The 19,860-nt window shown below is 47.9% G+C and carries 20 protein-coding genes; 8 read left to right on the top strand and 12 right to left on the bottom strand.

Annotated features, from left to right (window positions below):
- Positions 1 to 34: 34 nt before the first annotated feature.
- The 4 genes from LG288_RS00760 to LG288_RS00745 all read right to left on the bottom strand — a co-directional run bounded on the left by LG288_RS00760 (position 35) and on the right by LG288_RS00745 (position 3,580).
- Positions 35 to 733 carry an OmpW family protein gene (locus LG288_RS00760; RefSeq protein ID WP_404401061.1) on the bottom strand — a complete coding sequence of 233 codons (699 nt, stop codon included), beginning with the start codon at positions 731 to 733 and terminating at the stop codon, positions 35 to 37.
- Positions 734 to 817: 84 nt separating this feature from the next.
- A complete protein-coding gene (locus LG288_RS00755) occupies positions 818 to 1,534 on the bottom strand; it encodes a YebC/PmpR family DNA-binding transcriptional regulator (protein WP_404401059.1) in 717 nt (238 codons plus the stop codon).
- A 66-nt stretch (positions 1,535 to 1,600) separates the two neighbouring features.
- Complete coding sequence (locus LG288_RS00750) at positions 1,601 to 3,268, bottom strand: PAS domain-containing protein (RefSeq protein WP_404401057.1); 1,668 nt, start codon at positions 3,266 to 3,268, stop codon at positions 1,601 to 1,603.
- A 111-nt stretch (positions 3,269 to 3,379) separates the two neighbouring features.
- Positions 3,380 to 3,580 carry a DUF2892 domain-containing protein gene (locus LG288_RS00745; RefSeq protein WP_404401055.1) on the bottom strand — a complete coding sequence of 67 codons (201 nt, stop codon included), beginning with the start codon at positions 3,578 to 3,580 and terminating at the stop codon, positions 3,380 to 3,382.
- A gap of 321 nt (positions 3,581 to 3,901) precedes the next feature.
- On the opposite strand from LG288_RS00745, the gene sufB reads away from it, so the two are divergent.
- The 7 genes from sufB to LG288_RS00710 are packed head-to-tail and all read left to right on the top strand — an operon-like array spanning position 3,902 to position 9,904.
- Positions 3,902 to 5,338 (top strand): Fe-S cluster assembly protein SufB, encoded by a 1,437-nt coding sequence (gene sufB / locus LG288_RS00740; RefSeq protein WP_404401053.1) that lies wholly within the window; start codon positions 3,902 to 3,904, stop codon positions 5,336 to 5,338.
- 3 nt (positions 5,339 to 5,341) lie between these two features.
- Entirely contained in the window at positions 5,342 to 6,094 is a 753-nt protein-coding gene (gene sufC / locus LG288_RS00735; protein ID WP_404401051.1) for a Fe-S cluster assembly ATPase SufC, read from the top strand.
- Entirely contained in the window at positions 6,091 to 7,338 is a 1,248-nt protein-coding gene (gene sufD / locus LG288_RS00730; RefSeq protein ID WP_404401049.1) for a Fe-S cluster assembly protein SufD, read from the top strand. Before sufC ends, sufD begins: the two co-directional genes overlap by 4 nt.
- Positions 7,335 to 8,552 (top strand): aminotransferase class V-fold PLP-dependent enzyme, encoded by a 1,218-nt coding sequence (locus tag LG288_RS00725; protein WP_404401047.1) that lies wholly within the window; start codon positions 7,335 to 7,337, stop codon positions 8,550 to 8,552. Before sufD ends, LG288_RS00725 begins: the two co-directional genes overlap by 4 nt.
- A 15-nt stretch (positions 8,553 to 8,567) precedes the next feature.
- The gene (locus LG288_RS00720) at positions 8,568 to 8,924 is read left to right on the top strand and encodes a HesB/IscA family protein (RefSeq protein WP_404401045.1); all 357 of its coding nucleotides are present in this window, start codon (positions 8,568 to 8,570) and stop codon (positions 8,922 to 8,924) included.
- 20 nt (positions 8,925 to 8,944) lie between these two features.
- On the top strand, positions 8,945 to 9,478 hold the full coding sequence (gene sufT, locus LG288_RS00715; RefSeq protein ID WP_404401043.1) for a putative Fe-S cluster assembly protein SufT: 534 nt from the start codon (positions 8,945 to 8,947) through the stop codon (positions 9,476 to 9,478).
- 18 nt (positions 9,479 to 9,496) lie between these two features.
- Entirely contained in the window at positions 9,497 to 9,904 is a 408-nt protein-coding gene (locus LG288_RS00710) for a SufE family protein (protein WP_404401041.1), read from the top strand.
- On the opposite strand, the gene LG288_RS00705 is transcribed toward LG288_RS00710, so the two are convergent.
- From LG288_RS00705 to LG288_RS00670, 8 genes are read right to left on the bottom strand one after another with little or no spacing between them, the layout of a single operon-like run.
- Entirely contained in the window at positions 9,901 to 10,428 is a 528-nt protein-coding gene (locus LG288_RS00705) for a cytochrome b/b6 domain-containing protein (RefSeq protein WP_404401039.1), read from the bottom strand. The two genes, LG288_RS00710 and LG288_RS00705, sit on opposite strands and share 4 nt — an antisense overlap.
- A 3-nt stretch (positions 10,429 to 10,431) precedes the next feature.
- A complete protein-coding gene (locus LG288_RS00700) occupies positions 10,432 to 10,713 on the bottom strand; it encodes a PepSY domain-containing protein (RefSeq protein WP_404401037.1) in 282 nt (93 codons plus the stop codon).
- A 12-nt stretch (positions 10,714 to 10,725) separates the two neighbouring features.
- Complete coding sequence (locus LG288_RS00695; protein ID WP_404401035.1) at positions 10,726 to 11,649, bottom strand: SPFH domain-containing protein; 924 nt, start codon at positions 11,647 to 11,649, stop codon at positions 10,726 to 10,728.
- A gap of 3 nt (positions 11,650 to 11,652) precedes the next feature.
- Complete coding sequence (locus LG288_RS00690; RefSeq protein WP_404401033.1) at positions 11,653 to 13,830, bottom strand: prolyl oligopeptidase family protein; 2,178 nt, start codon at positions 13,828 to 13,830, stop codon at positions 11,653 to 11,655.
- A gap of 21 nt (positions 13,831 to 13,851) precedes the next feature.
- The gene (locus LG288_RS00685; RefSeq protein ID WP_404401031.1) at positions 13,852 to 16,104 is read right to left on the bottom strand and encodes a glycosyltransferase; all 2,253 of its coding nucleotides are present in this window, start codon (positions 16,102 to 16,104) and stop codon (positions 13,852 to 13,854) included.
- Positions 16,101 to 17,159, bottom strand: a complete 1,059-nt coding sequence (locus LG288_RS00680; RefSeq protein ID WP_404401029.1) for a YbhN family protein — start codon at positions 17,157 to 17,159, stop codon at positions 16,101 to 16,103. Before LG288_RS00680 ends, LG288_RS00685 begins: the two co-directional genes overlap by 4 nt.
- Before the next feature lie 17 nt (positions 17,160 to 17,176).
- On the bottom strand, positions 17,177 to 17,854 hold the full coding sequence (locus LG288_RS00675) for an SDR family oxidoreductase (protein ID WP_404401027.1): 678 nt from the start codon (positions 17,852 to 17,854) through the stop codon (positions 17,177 to 17,179).
- A 10-nt stretch (positions 17,855 to 17,864) separates the two neighbouring features.
- Entirely contained in the window at positions 17,865 to 18,152 is a 288-nt protein-coding gene (locus LG288_RS00670) for a coiled coil domain-containing protein (protein ID WP_404401025.1), read from the bottom strand.
- A 217-nt stretch (positions 18,153 to 18,369) separates the two neighbouring features.
- On the opposite strand from LG288_RS00670, the gene LG288_RS00665 reads away from it, so the two are divergent.
- Complete coding sequence (locus tag LG288_RS00665) at positions 18,370 to 19,854, top strand: methyl-accepting chemotaxis protein (RefSeq protein ID WP_404401023.1); 1,485 nt, start codon at positions 18,370 to 18,372, stop codon at positions 19,852 to 19,854.
- Positions 19,855 to 19,860: the final 6 nt, after the last annotated feature.

Below are 19,860 nucleotides of genomic sequence, written 5' to 3'. Positions count from 1 at the left end.
GATAGCTGCCAACGGCTTTATCAGCAAACATTATTTAAAAGGTGTAACGAACACCTAACATTGCAACCACCGGGTCAATCTGAACGTCCACGCTTTCAATAGTTGCTCCATTCAAACGCACATCGCCGGTGCTGTCGATGTCCATTTTGCTGACCATAAAGTGGACACCCCAGTCTTTTGTCAAACTGACGTTAACACCCGCCTGGTAGGCAACACCCCAGCTATTTTCAAGTGCCAGGTCAACATCGTCGGACTCAGTCGCAACACCGGTATCTACTAACAGGCCTTTCACTGCCGGCGACACCTGATCGTCAAAAAATGCAGTATAGTTAACACCCAGGCCAATAAAGGGCCGGACCGAATCATAGCCAATATCAAAATGATATTGACCCAGCAAAGTCGGCGGTAAATGCTTGGTGTTGCCGATACTTACTCCGGCCAGCGAGCCGGTGCCACTGATGTCGTGACTAAAGGGAGTAGCGGCTACAAGTTCAATAGTCCAGTTTTTGTCCAGCGCGTAATCAAAGGTAATACCCAGCTGTGTATTCGTATTGACCCCAACACCCGTACTGTTTTGTTCCAGGCCGGCAACTGTTTCAACAACGTTTAAAGAACTGCTGCTGTCATCTGGCATGACGCCGATGGCACCAACATTCACAGAGAAATCGTTAGCAAGTGCAGAACCACTTATTAACCCGACTACTACACCGAGAGACAAGACAGAACGTTTCATGGGTAACTCCTTGTGGTTAAATACCCCTTTAGTTTAAATGGGATTTAGTCTGAAGAAGTTGATCTGGATCAGAGTTTTTACCGATTAAACCTCAGCATTATGATAGATCTTCTGTACATCATCACAGTCATTCAGCATATCCATCAGGCGTTCAAACATAGGCTGGTCCTCTTCGCTGATAGTGGAGGTCACGTGAGGTAAAAACTGAATTTCATCAACCTCAAAGTCAATGCTCTGAAAAGCCCCGGTGAGTGCCTGTCTTGCCGCCGCATATTCAGTATGAGGAGCAAATACGGTGACTGTGTCCTGTTCAAACTCGACGTCCGTAACATCGACATCAGCTTCCATCAGGGTTTCCAGAACATCATCTTCGCTGTCGTGCTTAAAGGCAAAAATGGCACAGTGCTCAAAAGAGTGCATCACGCTGCCCTGCTCACCAATTTTTGATTTGCTTTTAGTAAAGCAATTACGCACTTCTCCGAAGGTCCGGTTCGGGTTATCTGTCAGGCAGTCAACAATCACCATACAGTTTCCTGGTCCATAACCTTCATAACGGGCTGCGGCAAAATCTTCGCCTGCGCCCCCCTGGGCTTTATCAATGGCTTTTTCGATAACGTGCGACGGCACCTGGTCCTTTTTTGCCCGGTCAATCAAACTGCGCAATGCCAGGTTGGCATCGGGATCAGAGCCGCCCTGCTTGGCACACACATAGATTTCGCGGCCATACCGACTATAAACCTTACTTTTAGCAGCAGCTGTTTTAGCAATTGACTCTTTACGATTCTGAAACGCACGACCCATAATAGTTACTCTTGAATTTTAATAGACGCTTAATTTTACCGCGATGCAACCGCCTGGTCTATGCCTTCAATACAGGCTTGTGTCAGCCACTATGACGCAGTTGCGGCCGCTCTCTTTGCCTTTATAAAGCGCCCTGTCGGCAATTTGCAGCAAGTGCTCCTCACTACCTACGGTGCCGTCAAGCGTCACCAGCCCAAAGGTTGCCGAAACATGAATGCAGTTGTTTTGGTAATGAATTTCTTCGGCGGCAATCATTGCCCGCAGCTTTTCTGCCACTTTGTAAGCGGCCTGTTGACCGGTATCTGTTAAAAGAATCGCAAACTCTTCTCCACCAATACGGGCAAAGATATCCTGCTCGCGCAACTCCAGTTTCAGCGCCCGGGTTAATTGAATAAGCACCTGATCACCCATCGAGTGACCGTATGTGTCGTTAACTTTTTTAAAGTGATCGAGGTCAAACATCAGCAGGGTTAGTGGCGTTTGGTAACGCTGGAAGCGATTAAATTCACGTGTTAGTGCGTGTTTAAAGCGGCGCCTGTTACTTATTTGCGTTAGCGGGTCAACAGTGGCCTGGCGCTGCAGCTGCAACTGCAGTTTTTTCTGCTCGGTAATGTCGCGGACAGTACCAATTAACGTTTGTCCGTCCTCCTGCAGCTCAGCCAGCTCCTGTACCCAGACAACGCTACCCGAACGGGTCAGCATTCGATGTTCAACATTCAGAGTACCGGTCTCATTGGCCTTTTCGTGGGCCAGCAGTACCTCTTCTAAATCGTCGGGATGCACCAATTCCTGAAAGCGTTCGACCGATACCGAGATCTCTCCCGGCTGATAATCCAGTATCGTATAAATCATATCCGACCAGCGCAGCTCACCGGTAGCCAGATTGGCTTCCCAATGGCCAAAGCGGGCAATGTCCTGGGCCATGGTTAACGTAGCCTGGCTTTTTTTTAACGCCAGTTCTAATTGTTTGCGCTGGGTGATATCAATGATCATTCCGTACCAAAGAGTACCGCCATCAAATGTTTTCTGCGGCCGGGCGTGACCATATACCCACGACTCTCTGCCTGAGAGGATAACACGGTATTCGCAGGTCCAGTCGCTGCCTTGCGCGGCCGATTCAGCGATGCTCTCTGCTACATGCTCAAGGTCGTCAGGATGTATTACTTTAAAGACCGCTTCGGCCGAAGATTTTACTTGCTCCGGGGTAACGCCATAAATATCGGCTAACCCACTGCTGGCAAACGGAAAGCAGGAACTACCGTCCTGATTAAGCTGATACTGATAGAGAACACCCGGTAACAAATCAGCGAAGGCTTCGAACCGCTGGCTAAGTTCTTTCAGCGCGGAAACGTCAATGTGGGTTCCGACCACCCACTCGGGCTCCCCTGCTTCAGTACGGGACACCAGCTTGCCATAATCCCTTACCCAGACCCAATGACCTTGCTTGTGCTGCATACGGGCTTCGCATTCGTAAAAGTCGCGAATACCGTCAAAATGCTCCTGTAGCTTCTTTTCGGACAACCCAAGATCGTCCGGATGCGCATGGGCCATCCATGTGTCGATAGTTACCGGTTGCAGCTCGTCCAGGGTGTAGCCAATAATGTCTGCCCAACGTCCGTTAAAGTTGCATTCCCCGGTTTGTACGTTCCACTCCCAGGTACCCGCTTGAGTTGCCTCAAGCATCGTCAACAGGCGATCAGTTAAAGGCAGATTTTGATATTGACCATAAGACATGCTGTGACTTTGTAACCCAAGTGCTGTACCGCGTTACCCCAATTAAACGCAGTTTTTTGGCCAAAATCAAGAGTGTTTCATGTTAAAGGCAACAGCACCTTAGCGGTCACCTCATAATGAGGGATCGTTTTTGCTTTCATCCGTTGAAACACCGATAAGCTTATACAGCAGGCAAACTTTAAATACCGCTGTACCTAACAGAACGGCACCTAAAATCCACCACAAGTTACCTGCCTGCAGTGACCAGACAATAATAGCCAAGCCAATGAGAGCGCGAAGAATCCGATCAATGCCACCGACATTTGCCATCATGTACTCCTTTATCTTAATTAATGAATCACAAATTCTGCTTTTAACGTAATTGTAGTACGGTTTTTTATTTTGAACAGGTTAACTTCATGCTGAATTTGGATTTCTCTTAGCGAGTAGCAATCTGATTAGGCTGGGTTAAAACGGGACATCTCGGTCCGTTTGGTAACTGCACAGGATATGCGACAAGTTAACCAAAGCACCGTATAATGTCGGGCTATTCGGCACGAACTGACGACAAGAAAATTAAACTCCGATAAAGTTGAGTGTTTTAGTCAAGTATTTTATAATGCCAAGCATCCGCAGTTCAGCAAGGTGGTAAACATGAGCGAACAAATTGATCAGGCCCTCGAGCGCAAATACGATGCGGGCTTTATTTCAGCAATTGAATCAGAAACCTTTGCGCCCGGTCTCGATGAAGACGTGATCCGTCGCCTCTCTGCAATGAAAGACGAACCCGAATGGATGACCGAATGGCGGCTTCAGGCTTACCGCCGATGGCTAAAAATGGAAGAGCCGGATTGGGCTCATGTCGACTATCCGAAAATTGATTATCAGTCGATCTCCTACTATTCGGCCCCGAAAAGCATGAAGGACAAGCCAAAGTCACTGGACGAAGTTGATCCTGAGCTGTTACGTACGTATGAAAAACTGGGTATTCCGCTACATGAGCAGGAAATGTTAGCGGGCGTGGCAGTCGATGCCGTGTTCGACTCAGTCTCAGTCGTAACCACCTTCCGGGAAAAACTGGAAGAAGCCGGGGTGATTTTTTGTCCAATTTCAGAAGCGTTACAAAAATATCCGGAGCTGGTCAAAAAGTATCTGGGAACCGTGGTGCCCAAGGGCGACAATTACTTTGCAGCGCTTAACAGTGCGGTTTTTACGGATGGTTCCTTTGTTTATATCCCCAAGGGCGTCCGTTGTCCGATGGAATTATCGACCTACTTCCGTATAAACGAGCAAAACACAGGACAATTTGAACGTACATTAATTATTGCTGAAGAAGGTAGCTACGTCAGTTATCTAGAAGGCTGTACAGCACCTCAGCGTGATGAAAATCAACTGCATGCGGCAGTGGTCGAGCTGGTGGCGATGGATGACGCCGAAATCAAATACTCGACGGTACAAAACTGGTACCCGGGTGATGAAAACGGTAAGGGCGGCATTTACAATTTTGTTACCAAACGGGGTTTGTGCGAAACCAACGCTAAAATATCCTGGACTCAGGTCGAAACCGGGTCAGCCGTAACCTGGAAATATCCAAGTTGTATTTTAAAAGGTGACAACAGCGTCGGGGAATTCTATTCCGTTGCGCTTACCCGCGGTAAACAGCAAGCCGACACCGGCACTAAAATGATCCACTTAGGTAAAAATACCAAGTCGACTATTATTTCTAAGGGTATTTCCGCAGGTTACAGCAATAACGCCTACCGGGGGCTGGTCAGAATGGGGCCCGGAGCAGAAGGCGCCCGCAACTTTACCGAGTGTGACTCGCTGCTTATCGGCGATCAATGTGGAGCTCATACCTTCCCGTATATTGAAAGCAGCAACCCGACCGCAATAGTAGAACACGAGGCAACGACCTCGAAGGTCAGTGATGACCAGTTATTTTTATGTCAGCAACGAGGCCTTGACGCTGAAAAGGCGGTCTCAATGATCGTTAATGGCTTCTGCAAAGAAGTATTCCGGGAACTGCCTATGGAGTTCGCCGTAGAAGCCGGTAAGTTGCTTGAAATCAGTCTTGAAGGTTCAGTGGGGTAATAAATGCTATCAATTAAAAATTTGCACGCTCGTGTCGAAGAAACCACCATTTTGAAAGGGCTCGACCTGGACATCAAACCAGGAGAGGTTCACGCGGTTATGGGTCCTAACGGCGCCGGCAAAAGTACGCTGGGCTATGTGTTATCCGGCCGTGATGGTTACGAGGTGGAATCCGGCGAAGTGACGCTGGAAGGTAAAGATTTATTGGATATGGAAGTTGAAGAGCGTGCACAGGCAGGCTTATTTTTGGCCTTTCAGTACCCGGTCGAAATACCCGGCGTCAGTAATATGGAATTTATGAAAGAGTCGGTCAATGCAATGCGCGAGGCCCGCGGTGAGAGCTCGCTGAGCTCGGCGGAGTTTTTGAAAAAGGCGAAAGCGGCCTGCAAACAGGTCGAACTACCGCTGGAGTTTTTAAAGCGTGGCGTTAATGAGGGTTTTTCCGGCGGCGAAAAAAAGCGCAATGAAATCATGCAAATGATCTTGCTTGAACCTAAGCTGGCGATTCTTGATGAATCAGACTCCGGCCTGGATGTCGATGCCCTGCAGGTAGTGGCTCGCGGCGTCAACAGCCAGCGGGACGGCCAGCGCAGTTTCCTGGTGGTTACTCATTATCAGCGTTTGCTTGACTACATTCAGCCAGACTATGTTCACATTCTGTCTGACGGAAAAATCGTTAAGAGTGGAGGCCCTGAACTTGCGAAAGAAGTCGAGTCTTCTGGCTACGCCTGGTTGAAGGAAGGAGAAAGCGCATGAGTCAATGGTTAGCGAACGTGATTGAACGTGCCGCCAACGTTGATGACTGGTTGACTCCAATACGCAGCGGCGCTCTTGCTGAACTCAAGCAAAAAGAGTGGCCCGGGCGGCGTACCGAAGCCTGGCGCTATACTTCTCTGCATAAAGTCGCAGACCTTAACTTAGCCTCGACCAGTGAAAAAACAGCCACAGCACCTGAAGTAAAAGGCTTAAATAGCCTGGACCTGGTTTTTGTTGACGGCCGGTTAATCAGCGATGTTAAACAGCTTAAACTGCCATCCGGCATTACCATTAATAGCCTGGCTGAAGAAAGCGATGCGGCAGCCAGTCTCTTTGCCAAGGTCAAACCACAACATCATTTGTTTGGCCTGGTTAATGATGTGTTGGCCAGGCAGGGCATCGTTATCGACGTGGCGACAGATGCATCGGTTAAACAGCCAATTCGCATCGTCAACGTCGCAACTGCGGGGGTCGAATCACATCAGCGCGTCCTGGTGCGCCTAGCTAAAGGCTCGCAGGCAACGATTATTGAGCATGGCGTCGGCAATGATGACAGCCTGAATACTGCTTTTGCGGAATATGATATTGGCGATGATGCACGACTTGAGCATTACCGGCTGGCACTTCAGGAAGGTCAGGCAATTCATGTCGGCGGCAGCCACTTTCGGTTACACAACCAGTCGCGGCTTAACAGTACTCTGGTCGGTTACGGCTCGCAACTAACACGCTTAGATGTTGATATTGAGCACGCGGGTGAACATGCCTTTGCCAAGTTCAATAATATTTATTTGCTGGCACCCAACGAGCATTTTGATTTGCACAGCACCATTGAGCATGCTCAGCCTAACGGGACAACAGAAGAAAACGCCCGTGGTATTATTGGTGATAAAGCAAAAGCTGTATTTAACGGTCGTATTCACATCCATCGTCACGCTCAAAAAACATTGGCCGAGCTTAATAACCGGAACTTATTATTAACCCGCGGTGCACAGGTTAATACTAAGCCTGAACTGGAGATCTACGCCGATGACGTGCAGTGCGCGCACGGTGCAACGGTGGCCGAAATTGATGAAGAAGCTCTCTATTATCTGCTCACTCGCGGTATTGATAGGCAGCAGGCGCTGGTCATGCTGAACTTTGGTTTTGTACAAGAATTACTCTTTCAAATGCCTAACCGCGCCCTGGCAGACTGGTTACAACCTATTCTCAAGCAGCGCTTCGAGCGCATGATGGAGCAGCAATGAGTCTGGATGTGGCCTTAATTCGTCAACAGTTTCCGATTTTGTCCCGCCAGGTTAACGGGCAACCGCTGGTTTATCTGGATAACGCGGCAACAACGCAAAAACCGCAAGCGGTGATCGATGCGTTAGTGGACTATTACAGCCAGTGTAATGCAAATGTTCACCGCGGCGCGCATTACCTGTCAGATGAAGCCACCAAGCGCTATGAAAAGGCCCGCGTTACCGTTGCAAACTACATTAATGCGCAACGCAGCGAAGAAGTCATCTGGACCAGCGGGACCACTGAAGCAATTAACCTGGTTGCTAACGGCGCAGCGCAACGTTTAACCGCCGGTGACGAAGTGCTGATTACCGAAATGGAGCACCATGCTAACTTAATTACCTGGCAACAGGCCTGTAAGCGCAGCGGGGCTTCACTAAAGATTGTGCCAATCCATAACAATGGTGAACTTAATCTGGAAGCTTTTCATGAACTGTTAAGTGAGCGCACCGTTATTGTAGCAATGCCCCATGTGTCTAATGCGCTGGGAACCATTAACCCAGTTAAGCAGCTTACTGAGGCGGCTAAGGCCAAAGGCGCGCTGGTTATGATTGACGGCGCTCAGGGCGTGGCTCATGGGGCCATTGATGTGCGCGACATTGGCTGTGACTTTTACGCGTTCTCGGGCCACAAGTTGTTTGGGCCAACGGGTATCGGTGTGCTCTGGGGCCGCTACGATGTACTGGCTGACTGGCCCGTATGGCTGGTCGGTGGCGAAATGATTGCCAGCGTCACTTATGAGGACGCCAGCTGGGGTGAACTGCCGAACCGATTAGAGGCCGGCACACCCAATATTGCCGGTGTCATTGGTTTAGCCGCGGCCGTCGAATGGCTTCAGGCATATGACAGAGCCGACATCTGGGCCCACGAGCAAGCGTTACTGACGCGGGCAACTGAGCTGGCAGAGCAGACCCCTGGCCTTAAAATCATAGGCACCGCAGCAAATAAAATTGGCGTGTTAAGTTTCGTCATAGACGGTATGCACCCAGCTGATATTGGTTTTATACTGGATAAACAAGGTGTCGCAATCCGCACTGGCGATCACTGTGCACAACCCTTAATGAAGCGCTTAAATGTGCCAGGGACAGCCCGTGCCTCCTTCACTATTTATAATTCCATGGACGATGTTGAGGCGCTATTTAAAGCCATCGACAAAGCTCGCAAGATGTTGGCTTAACGGCCGGAGGAAAATATGTCTGTAGAATCATTTGTGCCTTCAACCGAGTTGATTTCAATGACGGACGATGCTGTTCGTTATTTTGAGTCGCGTTTGCAGGACAAACCAAATTCGTTAATTCGTTTATCAACAAAGGCCAGTGGCTGTACCGGCTACGCCTACGTTCTGGACGCCGTAGATAATGCGCAGGACAGCGATGAAGTGGTAACCGTTAACGACAATCTGAAAGTTGCCGTGGCCGCCAACGCCATCGATCTGATCCGCAATACCGAAATTGACTACGTTAAAGAAGGCATCAACGGCATTGTTAAGTTTAACAACCCCAATGTTGTTAATGAATGCGGCTGTGGCGAGAGCTTCAGTGTTAGTTAATTACAAGGTTATGTAGCAACATGCAACTGAAAATGGTTAATACCTCGCGTGATGTCAAAGTGCGTAAGGTACCCTCAGGCGAACCAAAAGTGATTCCCAAAGGGGAGTTTGTCAACATAACACAGGATCTGGGTGGCAATTACACGGTTACCTGGCAGGGCAATATGTTGCGCATTGACGGTACCGACGCCGATGCCATTGGCCGTAAACCTGAACAGTTGGACTTTGCGGCCCCTGCGGATGGTAAAATCTCGGAGCAACAAGTCTGGGATGCTTTAGAAACGATTTATGATCCGGAGATCCCAATTAACTTGGTATCCCTTGGCTTAATTTATAAGGTCGACATAGACCAACAGAACCACCAGGTTAATATTGATATGACATTAACCGCACCTGGTTGCGGCATGGGCCCGGTCCTGGTCGGTGATGTCGAATATCGTGTGGCTTTAGTACCTAATGTCGAAAAGGTAAATGTTGAGCTGGTCTTTGACCCAGCCTGGTCACGGGATATGATGAGTGAAGAAGCACAGCTAGAAGCCGGCGTATTTTTCTGAGTAAGGACAGCAACGACCATGAGTTTACCAACAACGGACGAAATCCTTGAGGACCTGGAGTTCCTTGATGATTGGGAACAACGTTACCAGTACATTATTGACTTAGGTAAGGCACTGCCGGGTCTGCCCGCAGAACAGCGTAGAGAGGAATATTTAGTTCCTGGCTGCCAAAGCAGCGTCTGGCTTGTCAGCCAGCATAAAGACGACAAGCTGCATTTTCAGGTCGACAGTGACGCTGTCATTGTCCAGGGCCTACTGACCCTGGTGATGGCCGCCTACCAGGATAAAACACCGGCGGAAATTGTGGCTTTCGATATTGACCGGTATTTTAATCAACTTGACCTTGAGAACCATATAACGCCTACCCGCGGAAACGGCTTAAGAGCCATTGTTGGAAAAATTCAGGCAACGGCTAAAGCTCACTAACCCTTAGGCCGACGCTTGCCGGAGATCATTGGGCGTATCAATTGAATACGCCCCCACCAGCTCATAACAATAACAGCCGTAACATGAATAATTGCACCAACAAAGAGACTGTCCGCTATTAAGCCATGAATATTTTCAACCCGTGAGCTACCAAAAAAGCGATCCGTTTCTTCCAATAAAAAGCCGGTAACGCCCTGCCCCAGAAACAGCAGCCAAAAAGCAAGAATGAGTAAGCCACCAACGGGATTATGCCCCTCTTTAAGAGGAATTTGGCGGTTTTTTAGGTGAGAGAAGTGCCTTGCCAGGCGCTCAGGGGTGGGTAAAAAATAGCTAATGCCGGCATTTTCCGGCCCGACAATGGCCCAGATCAACCGTGCTATTACTAAACCAGCGGCTGTGTAACCCAGCCACTGGTGGACCGTTTCTCCAGGCTCCAGAATAAAATAATTTGCAATAAAAACAGCAACAATCAGCCAGTGATAGGAACGAATAAAAGCGTCCCATACCCTAATTGCTGCTGCCATCGCTTATTCCTTTTCTTGCTTTACAACACTGCCGTCTACCGGATTAAAGTAGATCTCGACTTTTTCGCCTGCGCGATTTTTTCCATAAATTTCGTAACAGCTGCCAGGCGTCACTTTAAACTCGTTGATCTCGTAGCCCTGTTCTTTTAATCCAGACTGAAACTGCTCCTGATCAATCCATTCGGTCTGCGAGGCCGTGGTGCAACGCGTTTCGGTTTCTTCGGCGCTACAGGCTGCGAGTAACGTTGCTGCTGCTACAATACCCAGGGTTGTTAACGTTTTCATTGTGTACTCCTGTTAGTTTTGTGACTTTTCTTCCGAACGAGCCGCCTCCATGGCTGCTAAAATGTCGGGAGACAATGAGTCCAGCTGACCGGTCGGTTGCGGCAGCATAATCACTTTGCTCGCGGAATTATCAAATGAACCTAATACATCAACATAGTTGGTAAACTTCAACAGATCAATGACGTCGCGGGAGCTGATGTTGGCGTTCTCATTAGTTACCATAGCAATAGAGTCTCGCAAACCTTCAGCGATAGCTCTGCGCTGTCCGGCGATACCCTCTCCTTGCAATATCTTTGACTCTTTATCAGCTTCCGCCTGTTTTACTTTCATAATTTTTTCAGCTTCCGCTTTGTGCTCGGCGGCTCGCCGTTCACGTTCAGCAGCATTGATCTGGTTCATTGAGTCTTTTACGGATTGATCGGGATCTATATCGGTAACCAGTGACGCAATGATTTCAAAACCGTAACCTTCCATGGTATCGCGCAACTGCATTTTAACGTCATTAGAAATACTGTCTTTGTTGTCAAAAACCGCGTCTAAATTCTGTTTTGGGATCTGCGCCCGCACGGTATCAAAAACATACGACTGCATTTGCCATTCCGGGTTTTCCAGCTGGTAAAAAGCATTGTATACAGCATCCGCAGAGCTGACCCGGTACTGCACTGACACCCGCACAACGACAAATACGTTATCACTGGTTTTGGTTTCGACATCAACGTCCAGTTGTCGCGTACGCATGTTCTGCTTATGTACAACTTGTTCTACCAGAGGAATAATAAAGTTTAGCCCTGGCCGTAACAGCCGCCGATAGCGGCCAAACAGCTCAATAACGAAAACACGCTGTTGCGGGACAATACGCACCGAGCTCGCCAAAATGACGAGCCCAATGACAACAAGAACGACTTCCATCAAAGGAAAACCTGACACATTGTTCATAAATTACTCCGTGGGTAAAGATTCATACCCCATGTGATAAAGCGTAAAGCCAAAAATGTCAGCATATTGCTCTATGGTTTTTGAAACCGGCGTGCCTGCCCCGTGCCCGGCGTTGGTTTCGATACGAATAAGCTGCGGGTTATTGCCCCCTGCTTTATCCTGCAGTTCTGCGGCAAACTTAAATGAATGCGCAGGCACAACCCGGTCATCGTGGTCGCCGGTGGTAATTAAGGTAGCCGGATAATTAACACCTTGTTCTACGTTATGTAGCGGTGAGTAGTTTACTAAGTACTCGAACATCTCGGGGCTATCTTCGGCAGTACCATAATCGTAGGCCCATCCTGCTCCGGCAGTAAATGTGTGGTAACGCAGCATATCAAGCACGCCAACAGCCGGTAAGGCAACCGCAAAAAGGTCTGGCCGTTGAGTCATAACGGCACCCACCAATAAACCGCCATTTGAACCGCCGCGCACAGCCAGACGATCGCTGGATGTGTAGTCCTCTTCGATAAGGTATTCGGCGGCTGCGATAAAGTCATCGAAAACGTTTTGTTTTTGCTGCTTTATGCCGGCCTTATGCCATTCTTTGCCGTACTCACCACCGCCACGCAGATTCGCCACCGCATAAACACCGCCCATTTCCAGCCAGGCAGCGTTAGCAATGCTAAAGCTCGGTGTCAGGCTTATATTAAAGCCACCATAACCATAAAGAATCGTCGGATTACTACCGTCCGGCTCAAGCCCTTTTTTATGAGTAATTATCATTGGTACCTTAGTACCATCTTTGGAGGTATAAAAAACCTGCTGTGAAGTGTATTGCTCAGAATCAAAATCAGCACCCGATTTAACATAGACTTCTGAAGCCCCGGTATCCGGCTGGAAAGAATAGATCGTCTGCGGTGTGCTGTAGTTGGTAAAGCTGTAATACAAGGTTTCTTGCTCGCGTTTACCGCTAAAGCCGCCGGCGCTGCCAACCCCCGGCAAATCGATATCACGAACTTTATTTCCGTCATAGTCGTGCTGCTCAACTTTGGATACCGCATCGACCATATATTCAGCAAAAATATAACCACCACCAGTGGTTGGGTTAAGCACGTGCTCGCTATGAGCAATAAAGTCCTGCCACTGATCAACACCGGGACCACTTGCGTCAACCGTGACAACACGGTTATTAGGCGCATTTAAATTGGTTTCCAGGTACAAGGTGGTGCCACGATTATCCAGTACCGAGGTATCCGACTCGGTGTGATCAAGCACGGTGACCAGCTCTGCCCCGGGATCCGTCAAATCCTTCAGGTACAATTTATTACCCGAGGTTGAGTTAGCGGCCGATACCGCCAGATAGCGGTTGTCTTCAGTAACATAGCCTCCAACATACCGATGCTTCTCGTCTTCAACGCCACCGAAAATTAAGTCATCATCGGCTTGGTCAGTACCCAGCTCATGGTAATAAAGTTTATGCTGGTCTGTTTTAGCCGACAGTTCACTGCCTTCGGGTTTATCGTAACTTGAATAGAAAAAGCCTTCGTTGCCTTTCCACGATATACCACTGAATTTAACGTCAACTAACGGAGACTCAAGTTGCTCACCGGTCTCACTGTCGATAACGATGATTTTGCGCCAGTCGCTACCACCCTCTGAAATCGAATAAGCAGCAATTGAGCCATCGTCGCTAAACGTTAACTGTGCCAGGGAAGTTGTTCCGTCTTCACTAAAGGTATTCGGATCTAAAAATACTTCGGCTTCATCATCTTCACTTTTTTTACGGTATACAACGTACTGATTCTGTAACCCGTCATTTTTGTAAAAGTAGGTGTAATCGCCTTCTTTAAATGGAGCGCTGACCTTTTCGTAATTCCATAAAGAAGTCAGCCTCTCTTCAATCTTGTCACGAAACGGTATAGTTTCTAAATGCTCAAAAGTCACTTCATTTTGTGCTTCCACCCAGTCCTCGGTTTCTGCACTGCGATCATCCTCTAACCAGCGATACGGATCGGCTATCTCGGTACCAAAATAAGTATCAACGGTGTCACCCTTGCGGGTCTGCGGATATTGCATACTTTGCTCCTGCTCTGCCTGACCTTGTTCGGCCGACAACTGCTGTTCGGATTCGGTTTGCGGATTGGGCGAACACGCCACCAGAATACCTGCGGTTACTGCGGTTATAATAAATCTCATCATCTGTCCTTTTTGTTTTATTTATTATTGTTTCATTTCTGCCGCCGGGTCCTTAACCTCACCTTTTTGGTGGTAGCGTGCTAAGGTCTCGGCATAAACTGATCGAATTGCCAGGCTAAAGCTCTCAACAGAGTGCGACTTCGCGCATTCAACCGCCTGCTTACCCAGTTGCCCACGATGCTCTGAATCGCTTAGCAATAATGCCACTTTTTTTAGCCATAATCGCTGATCTGCTGGTGTTTTATAACCATTGATCCCATCTTTTACAACATCATCAATACCGCTGGAGCGAACCGCAACAACGGGCAATCCCGCTGCCATCGCCTCTAAAATAACCATGCCTTGGGTTTCTGACTGCGAAGCAAACAAAAACACATCACCCAGCTGGTACCAGTCAGCCATTTCTTCAGGGGGCACAGAGCCAACCAAAGTGATCTGGTCGCTAAGCCCCAACTGATCAACTTTTTGCTGCAGCCGCTGACGCTGGTGTCCGTCTCCTATCATAAGAAACCTAAACGGTTTCGCTGTCTGGCGTTTTAATTGCGCCAAAGCCTCAATCATAAAGTCGATGTTTTTTTCATTGGATAGCCGTGCAACGCTGACAAAGACGGTCTCCTCAACAATATTTTGCTGCTTTTTAAGCCTTACCACTGCGGCTTCATCAATCTGCTTAAAGCGTTCAAATTCGATACCGGTCGGCTGAATATAGATGCTGCTGGTAACACCTATCATGCGAAGATATTCTTCCGTGGCCTGGGTCGGCACAACGACGCTATCACATTTATTTGCAAACCGGCGGACCAAAAAGTGCGCAATAATATTTCGAAACAAGCTACCAGGTAAAAAGACAAAGTGTGCATAGTGCTCAAGCCGGGTGTGATAGGTGTAAACGACCGGGATTTTCAGCCGGCGCGCCATATAAACACCCAGCGAGCCAATCCAGAACGGGTGATGAGAGTGAATAATATCGGGTTTAAATTGTTTAACTTTTTTTCGCACAAAACCCGAAAAAATATTCGCAAAGCGAAATTCACTTTTTTCACCAAAAGAAAACAGCGATGGCATCCTGATAACCTGGTTTTCCTGCTTAGTCTTTTTCCGGTAGCGGGGAGCGACAACTAAAACAGAATCTTTTAATTGGCTTAACCCGTACCGAAGTCGCTCAATCGAAATAGGGACACCACCAATGAAGGGCAAATAGTTATTCGTAAACATCGCCACTTTTAGTTTTCTGTTCTGCCAGGGTGTGGCGTCGATGTCATAGTTCGGATAGTAGGATTTGCCCACAAACACCAGATTGTATAACTTAATGCTCACTGCAAGCAGCAAACACAGTAACAACAAGAAGTTGACATAGCCGACATAAAACAGCGAGTAAATAAAAAACCAGAAGCTCTCGAGCTGCTTCAGTACCGGATGCTGACCGACCGGCATATTCACGACCTGGTGTTCAACGCCCTGCTCTTTACTGACATTAACTTTTACGTAGTGATAAAAGCTGTTGTCCTGGTTAAGTACAAAACCTCCCGCTCCACCAGTGGTAATAAACGTCGTGTCATTGCGTTGCTGTTCTGAGTAAATCGCCACATTCGCTGAGAAAACCCGATCGATGCGGTGGCGCTGCAAAACCTTCATCAGTCCCTGACGAAACTCTTGTGGTTGTACGTAATCCTCGCGATCAGAAAAGATAAAGTCTTTTTTGGGCTCAATGACCGGCTTGCCGACAAATAAAAATCGATTGGCCGATGAGTCTCTGGAGAGTAAGTCTTTTAACCACCTCAGCTGCCATTGCCAGGGGGTTTTTTCGGTCGCATCCAGAAAGATAAAGCGGCTTTCTGCCGCCTGAAAGCTAAAAAAGTGGGGGCCATAATGATCGTAAAAACGAAAACTACCAAATTCACTGTATTCGTTTTCACCAAATGTTAATAGGTAGGGTTTTTCCAGATTAGCCAGAGTACCATTGATTGCCCGGTACTTATCTTCCCCCCCGCCAGCTACCGCATTACCAGCCGATACCACAAAATCGATATTACTTTGGTTTAATTGAGGAATAATTCGCTGCTCAAAAATACCCACTGAGTTTTCAATATTGCCGACAACGGCAAAAGAATAACCGTCAGAGCCTTCAATTTTTTCACTAATGTCTGCAACCTGCTGGCTATGCAAAGCAGAAAACTCAGGGGTAGAAATGTTCAGGTAGAGTTTGTAAGCAATCATGGCCACGACAATGATCACATTCAAATAAAAGAATACCCGCAGCCACCGCCTCTTATTCATAATTTAGCTCCGCTGAGCAGTCGGCTACGCTGAATTAAATACCGTTGTAAGACCAGAAGCCCGATGATCATACCCAGATAAATAGTTAAAAAACGCCAGCTAAAGGTAACTAACAGCAGGTGCTGGTGTTGTAAGATATCACTGAAAAAGCTGCCGAAAACGCCTTCGGAAATACCCGAAGCACCCGGTGTCGGCGAAAAATACATGATGAAGGTAGTCACTACCAGTAGTCCCAGAGAAACGATATAGTCAACATTGTAGTCCAGTCCCCACATCAGCAGAGCCGGAAAACTGAATAAACTGAGCAAAAAAACAGCCGTAAATATCACTGATAGTGCAATGGCACGTCTCGGGCCTTTAATGTAAACAGCGAAGCTACGTGAAAACTTTAGCATCTCGCGCATGACCCGAAAGTACCAGATTTTCGCAGTTGCATCGCTAATCAGGCCGAGTTTGTTTAAGCGCCGGGTAATTGCAAGCAATGGTGTGATTAACCAGTGGGCACGTAACAGTACAACGGCAAAAAAGCCGAGGTAAACAACGATAAACAGAGCTAGAGCGACCTGGATATCGCCAATGATAGTGGATTGTTGCAGCGGCTCAAGGGTAAGCAAAAATATCGGCGAGAAAGAAAAAATAAAGAAAATTGCCAGCACCGTACGGATGGTTGTCGCTGCTGTCGCCTTGCCAATTGATACGCCATGATCATGCAGAAACCATACTTGAGCAAAGCCCCCACCCGTGGCCATGGGAGTGATGTTAGAAAAGAAAATATTAATAAACACCAGCTTGGTCATCACTCGGGCAGGTATCCGGAATCCCAAGGCTGCCAGCGTGTAATAAAAACGCAGGCCATCGGCAACAAAGTAGATGACCAATAGACCAATAGCGGCAACAATAACCCTGGCGTCGAGAAGGCGATCGTCAAAGGTTAAGTTACGATCAGAAAAGTGGGCGAATACAGCATAAAAACCGGCTAGAGTTAACGCAATAAAAATTATCGAAAACAAGCCTAGCCGGCGCCACGAAACTCGCTTTTTAGGTTCTTCGTCCACTGAAGTGTCATCTTTGCCTAAGGGTTTGCAGGCATTATAAACACTTCTCTGACACAATTACGAGGTTCAGCGCTGATTGCATAAAGAACGGCATCTGCAACATCGTCTGGATCGAGCTTATCGGGCTTAGGTTCATCAAAAAACGGGGTATTTACCATACCGGGTGCAATTGTCGTGCAACGTCCACCCCACTCTTTCATCTCTTCCGCCAGATTTTGCGCAAAACCATGCACAAACCACTTGGTTGCCCCGTAAACTGAGCCTTTAAGCGTTGTCCGTCCTGCTGCAGACCCGGTCATCAAAAAGTGCCCGGTTGTCTCACGCAAATGGGGCAGCGTAAGTTTCGCCGTATACAAAAGCGCGTTAATATTAATGTCTACCATCGACTTCCATTCGCAAGGATCACCGTCTTGCGTACCAGCCGTCGATACTCCGGTTCCGGCGTTGGCAAAGGCTGCATCAAGTCGGCCAAACTCAGCCACACCTTTTTTAACAACTTGCTCAAGAGCAGAGTAATCGCTGGCGTCCGCAGGTACCGCAATTGCATTATCTGAACCCAGCCGTTCAACAAGCTGCTGCAACTTATGTTCGCGGCGAGCGGTTAAAATAACTTTATGCCCGTTAGCGACGGCCTTTTCGGCCGTCGCCTTACCAATACCGCTTGATGCACCTGTTATCAGTAAAACTTTTGACACACTCACCCCTTTATTTAAATTCTTTGCTGGCGGCCTTTATAGCTGTAGCCAATGACTGAGTCGCCGACTCCAGTCCAGTACTAACATCCGTCCATGCGTCCTTACTGGATTTCTTCATGATCTCTAACTTTTCATCAGCTTTGGCCTTTAGTGCTTCCAGCTCACTAATGCGTTCCTGGTATTTTACTTTGGAATCTGCCTCGGCTTGTTTTGCCTTGGCTTTTAAGCGATCGATCTCCGCCTGCATCTCTTCAATTTTTGCTTCATGTTTTTGCTCAAATGCTTCTTTATCTGCCATGTTAATCTCCTGGTTTATTCGCTGCTTGCTTTACTTAACCAATAAAAAGCATGGTCCAAACTTTGAAAATGATCAAGCAAACGACAAAAGTAAGGTGCTTAAGGGGCATTGTTAATGCTGTGATCTTAACGGTATGCGGATCCGCATATTAATGATTACTATAAAGTGGCCGATAAATTAATATTAATTTAATTGCTCCAGTAATAAGGCCGTCAACATGCAACTTTCCTTCCGACAAACGGCATTTCAAATAGCCAACGCGGTCAACGTGTTGCTTTTTTTATCCGCCATAGGGCTTGGCTTTTACAGCAATACATTGCTACCCGCTTTAATTGTTGGGATACCGGCGCTTGCGATACCCTTTCTTCTGTACCGATTACAGGGTGATACCGCGGCGGCCAGGATAGCCTTCGGCATTGCCTTTATGATCATGACGGCTTTGCACATTCACCAAAGCCTGGGCTTCACCGAAGTACACTTTGGAATTTTTGCTTTGCTGGCAATTCTGGTGGCATTTCGTGACTGGAAGGTCATCGCAGCAGCAGCACTGGTAATCGCAGTTCATCACCTGTTATTTATGTATTTACAAAAATCCGGGGTATCGGTATTCATCCTACCGACGGACAAACTGCAACTGGACATCATTTTATTGCACGCCCTTTATGTGGTGGTTGAAGCAGCGGTACTGATTGTTATTGCGAAAAAAAGCTTAGCGGAAGCCGAAGTGGCTCAGGCCTTCATTAACCTGTCGGCCGAATTAGTTACAAAAGACCGTCAGGTTGTTCTGACCCAACGTCTGCCGGACCTTAACGAGAGCCTGGTAACCCAATTCAATGGTGCATTAGAGGCGATTCATAGCAGTATTAAAACCCTGGGCAGTTCCATACTGCAAAACAGGCAGTCGGTTAATGCTTTAAAAGAGAAAGCCACTCAATTAACCGACGGTATTAAAGAGCAACATGCCGAGACGTCAGCTATTGCCACCGCGACCGAGCAGATGTCTATGAGTATTAAAGAAACCCAGGGCCGCTCGCAGGATATTGCCAGTAATTCTTCGGTCGCCCGAAAGCAGGCTGAAGAAGGTCAGCACGCATTGGATGAAACACAGTCGTCGGTAGCGCAACTGGCTGAGTTACTGCAAAACGCGAAAACCGCAGTTAGCAATATGTCGCAAGCCACCTCAGGCATTAAAAATATGCTCGACGTCATTAATGGCATTGCCGACCAAACCAACTTGTTGGCGCTTAATGCCGCTATTGAAGCTGCCCGAGCAGGTGATTCCGGTCGCGGCTTTGCGGTTGTTGCTGACGAAGTCCGCCAGCTGGCTTCAAAGACTCAAGAATCGACAACACAGATTGAAAAAACCGTGGCTACCTTGCTACAAACCTCATCTGAGTCGGTCCACACTGTGGATCGATGTCTGGAGCAGTTAACCAGCACTGAGCGCCAGTCAAAAACCAGCCGGCAGCTGTTAGGCAGCATTAAAGAACAAACAGAGCTGCTCGACAGTGCGATTCATGAGGTAACAACGGCGCTGGAACAACAATCCATTGCCAGCCGCGATATATCGGCCAGCACCCAAAAACTCAACAACCTGGCTGACGACCATATTGGCATAGCAGACGAATCCACGCAGGCTGCAGACGAGGTCGCTGAGACAACCGAATCGCTCGCCGGCGAGCTAAAGCGCTTTCGTTATTAACTTAAC

This window comes from Idiomarina seosinensis, assembly GCF_044797955.1.
Lineage (GTDB): Bacteria > Pseudomonadota > Gammaproteobacteria > Enterobacterales > Alteromonadaceae > Idiomarina > Idiomarina seosinensis_A.
This window is presented reverse-complemented; position numbering and strand designations above follow the sequence as displayed.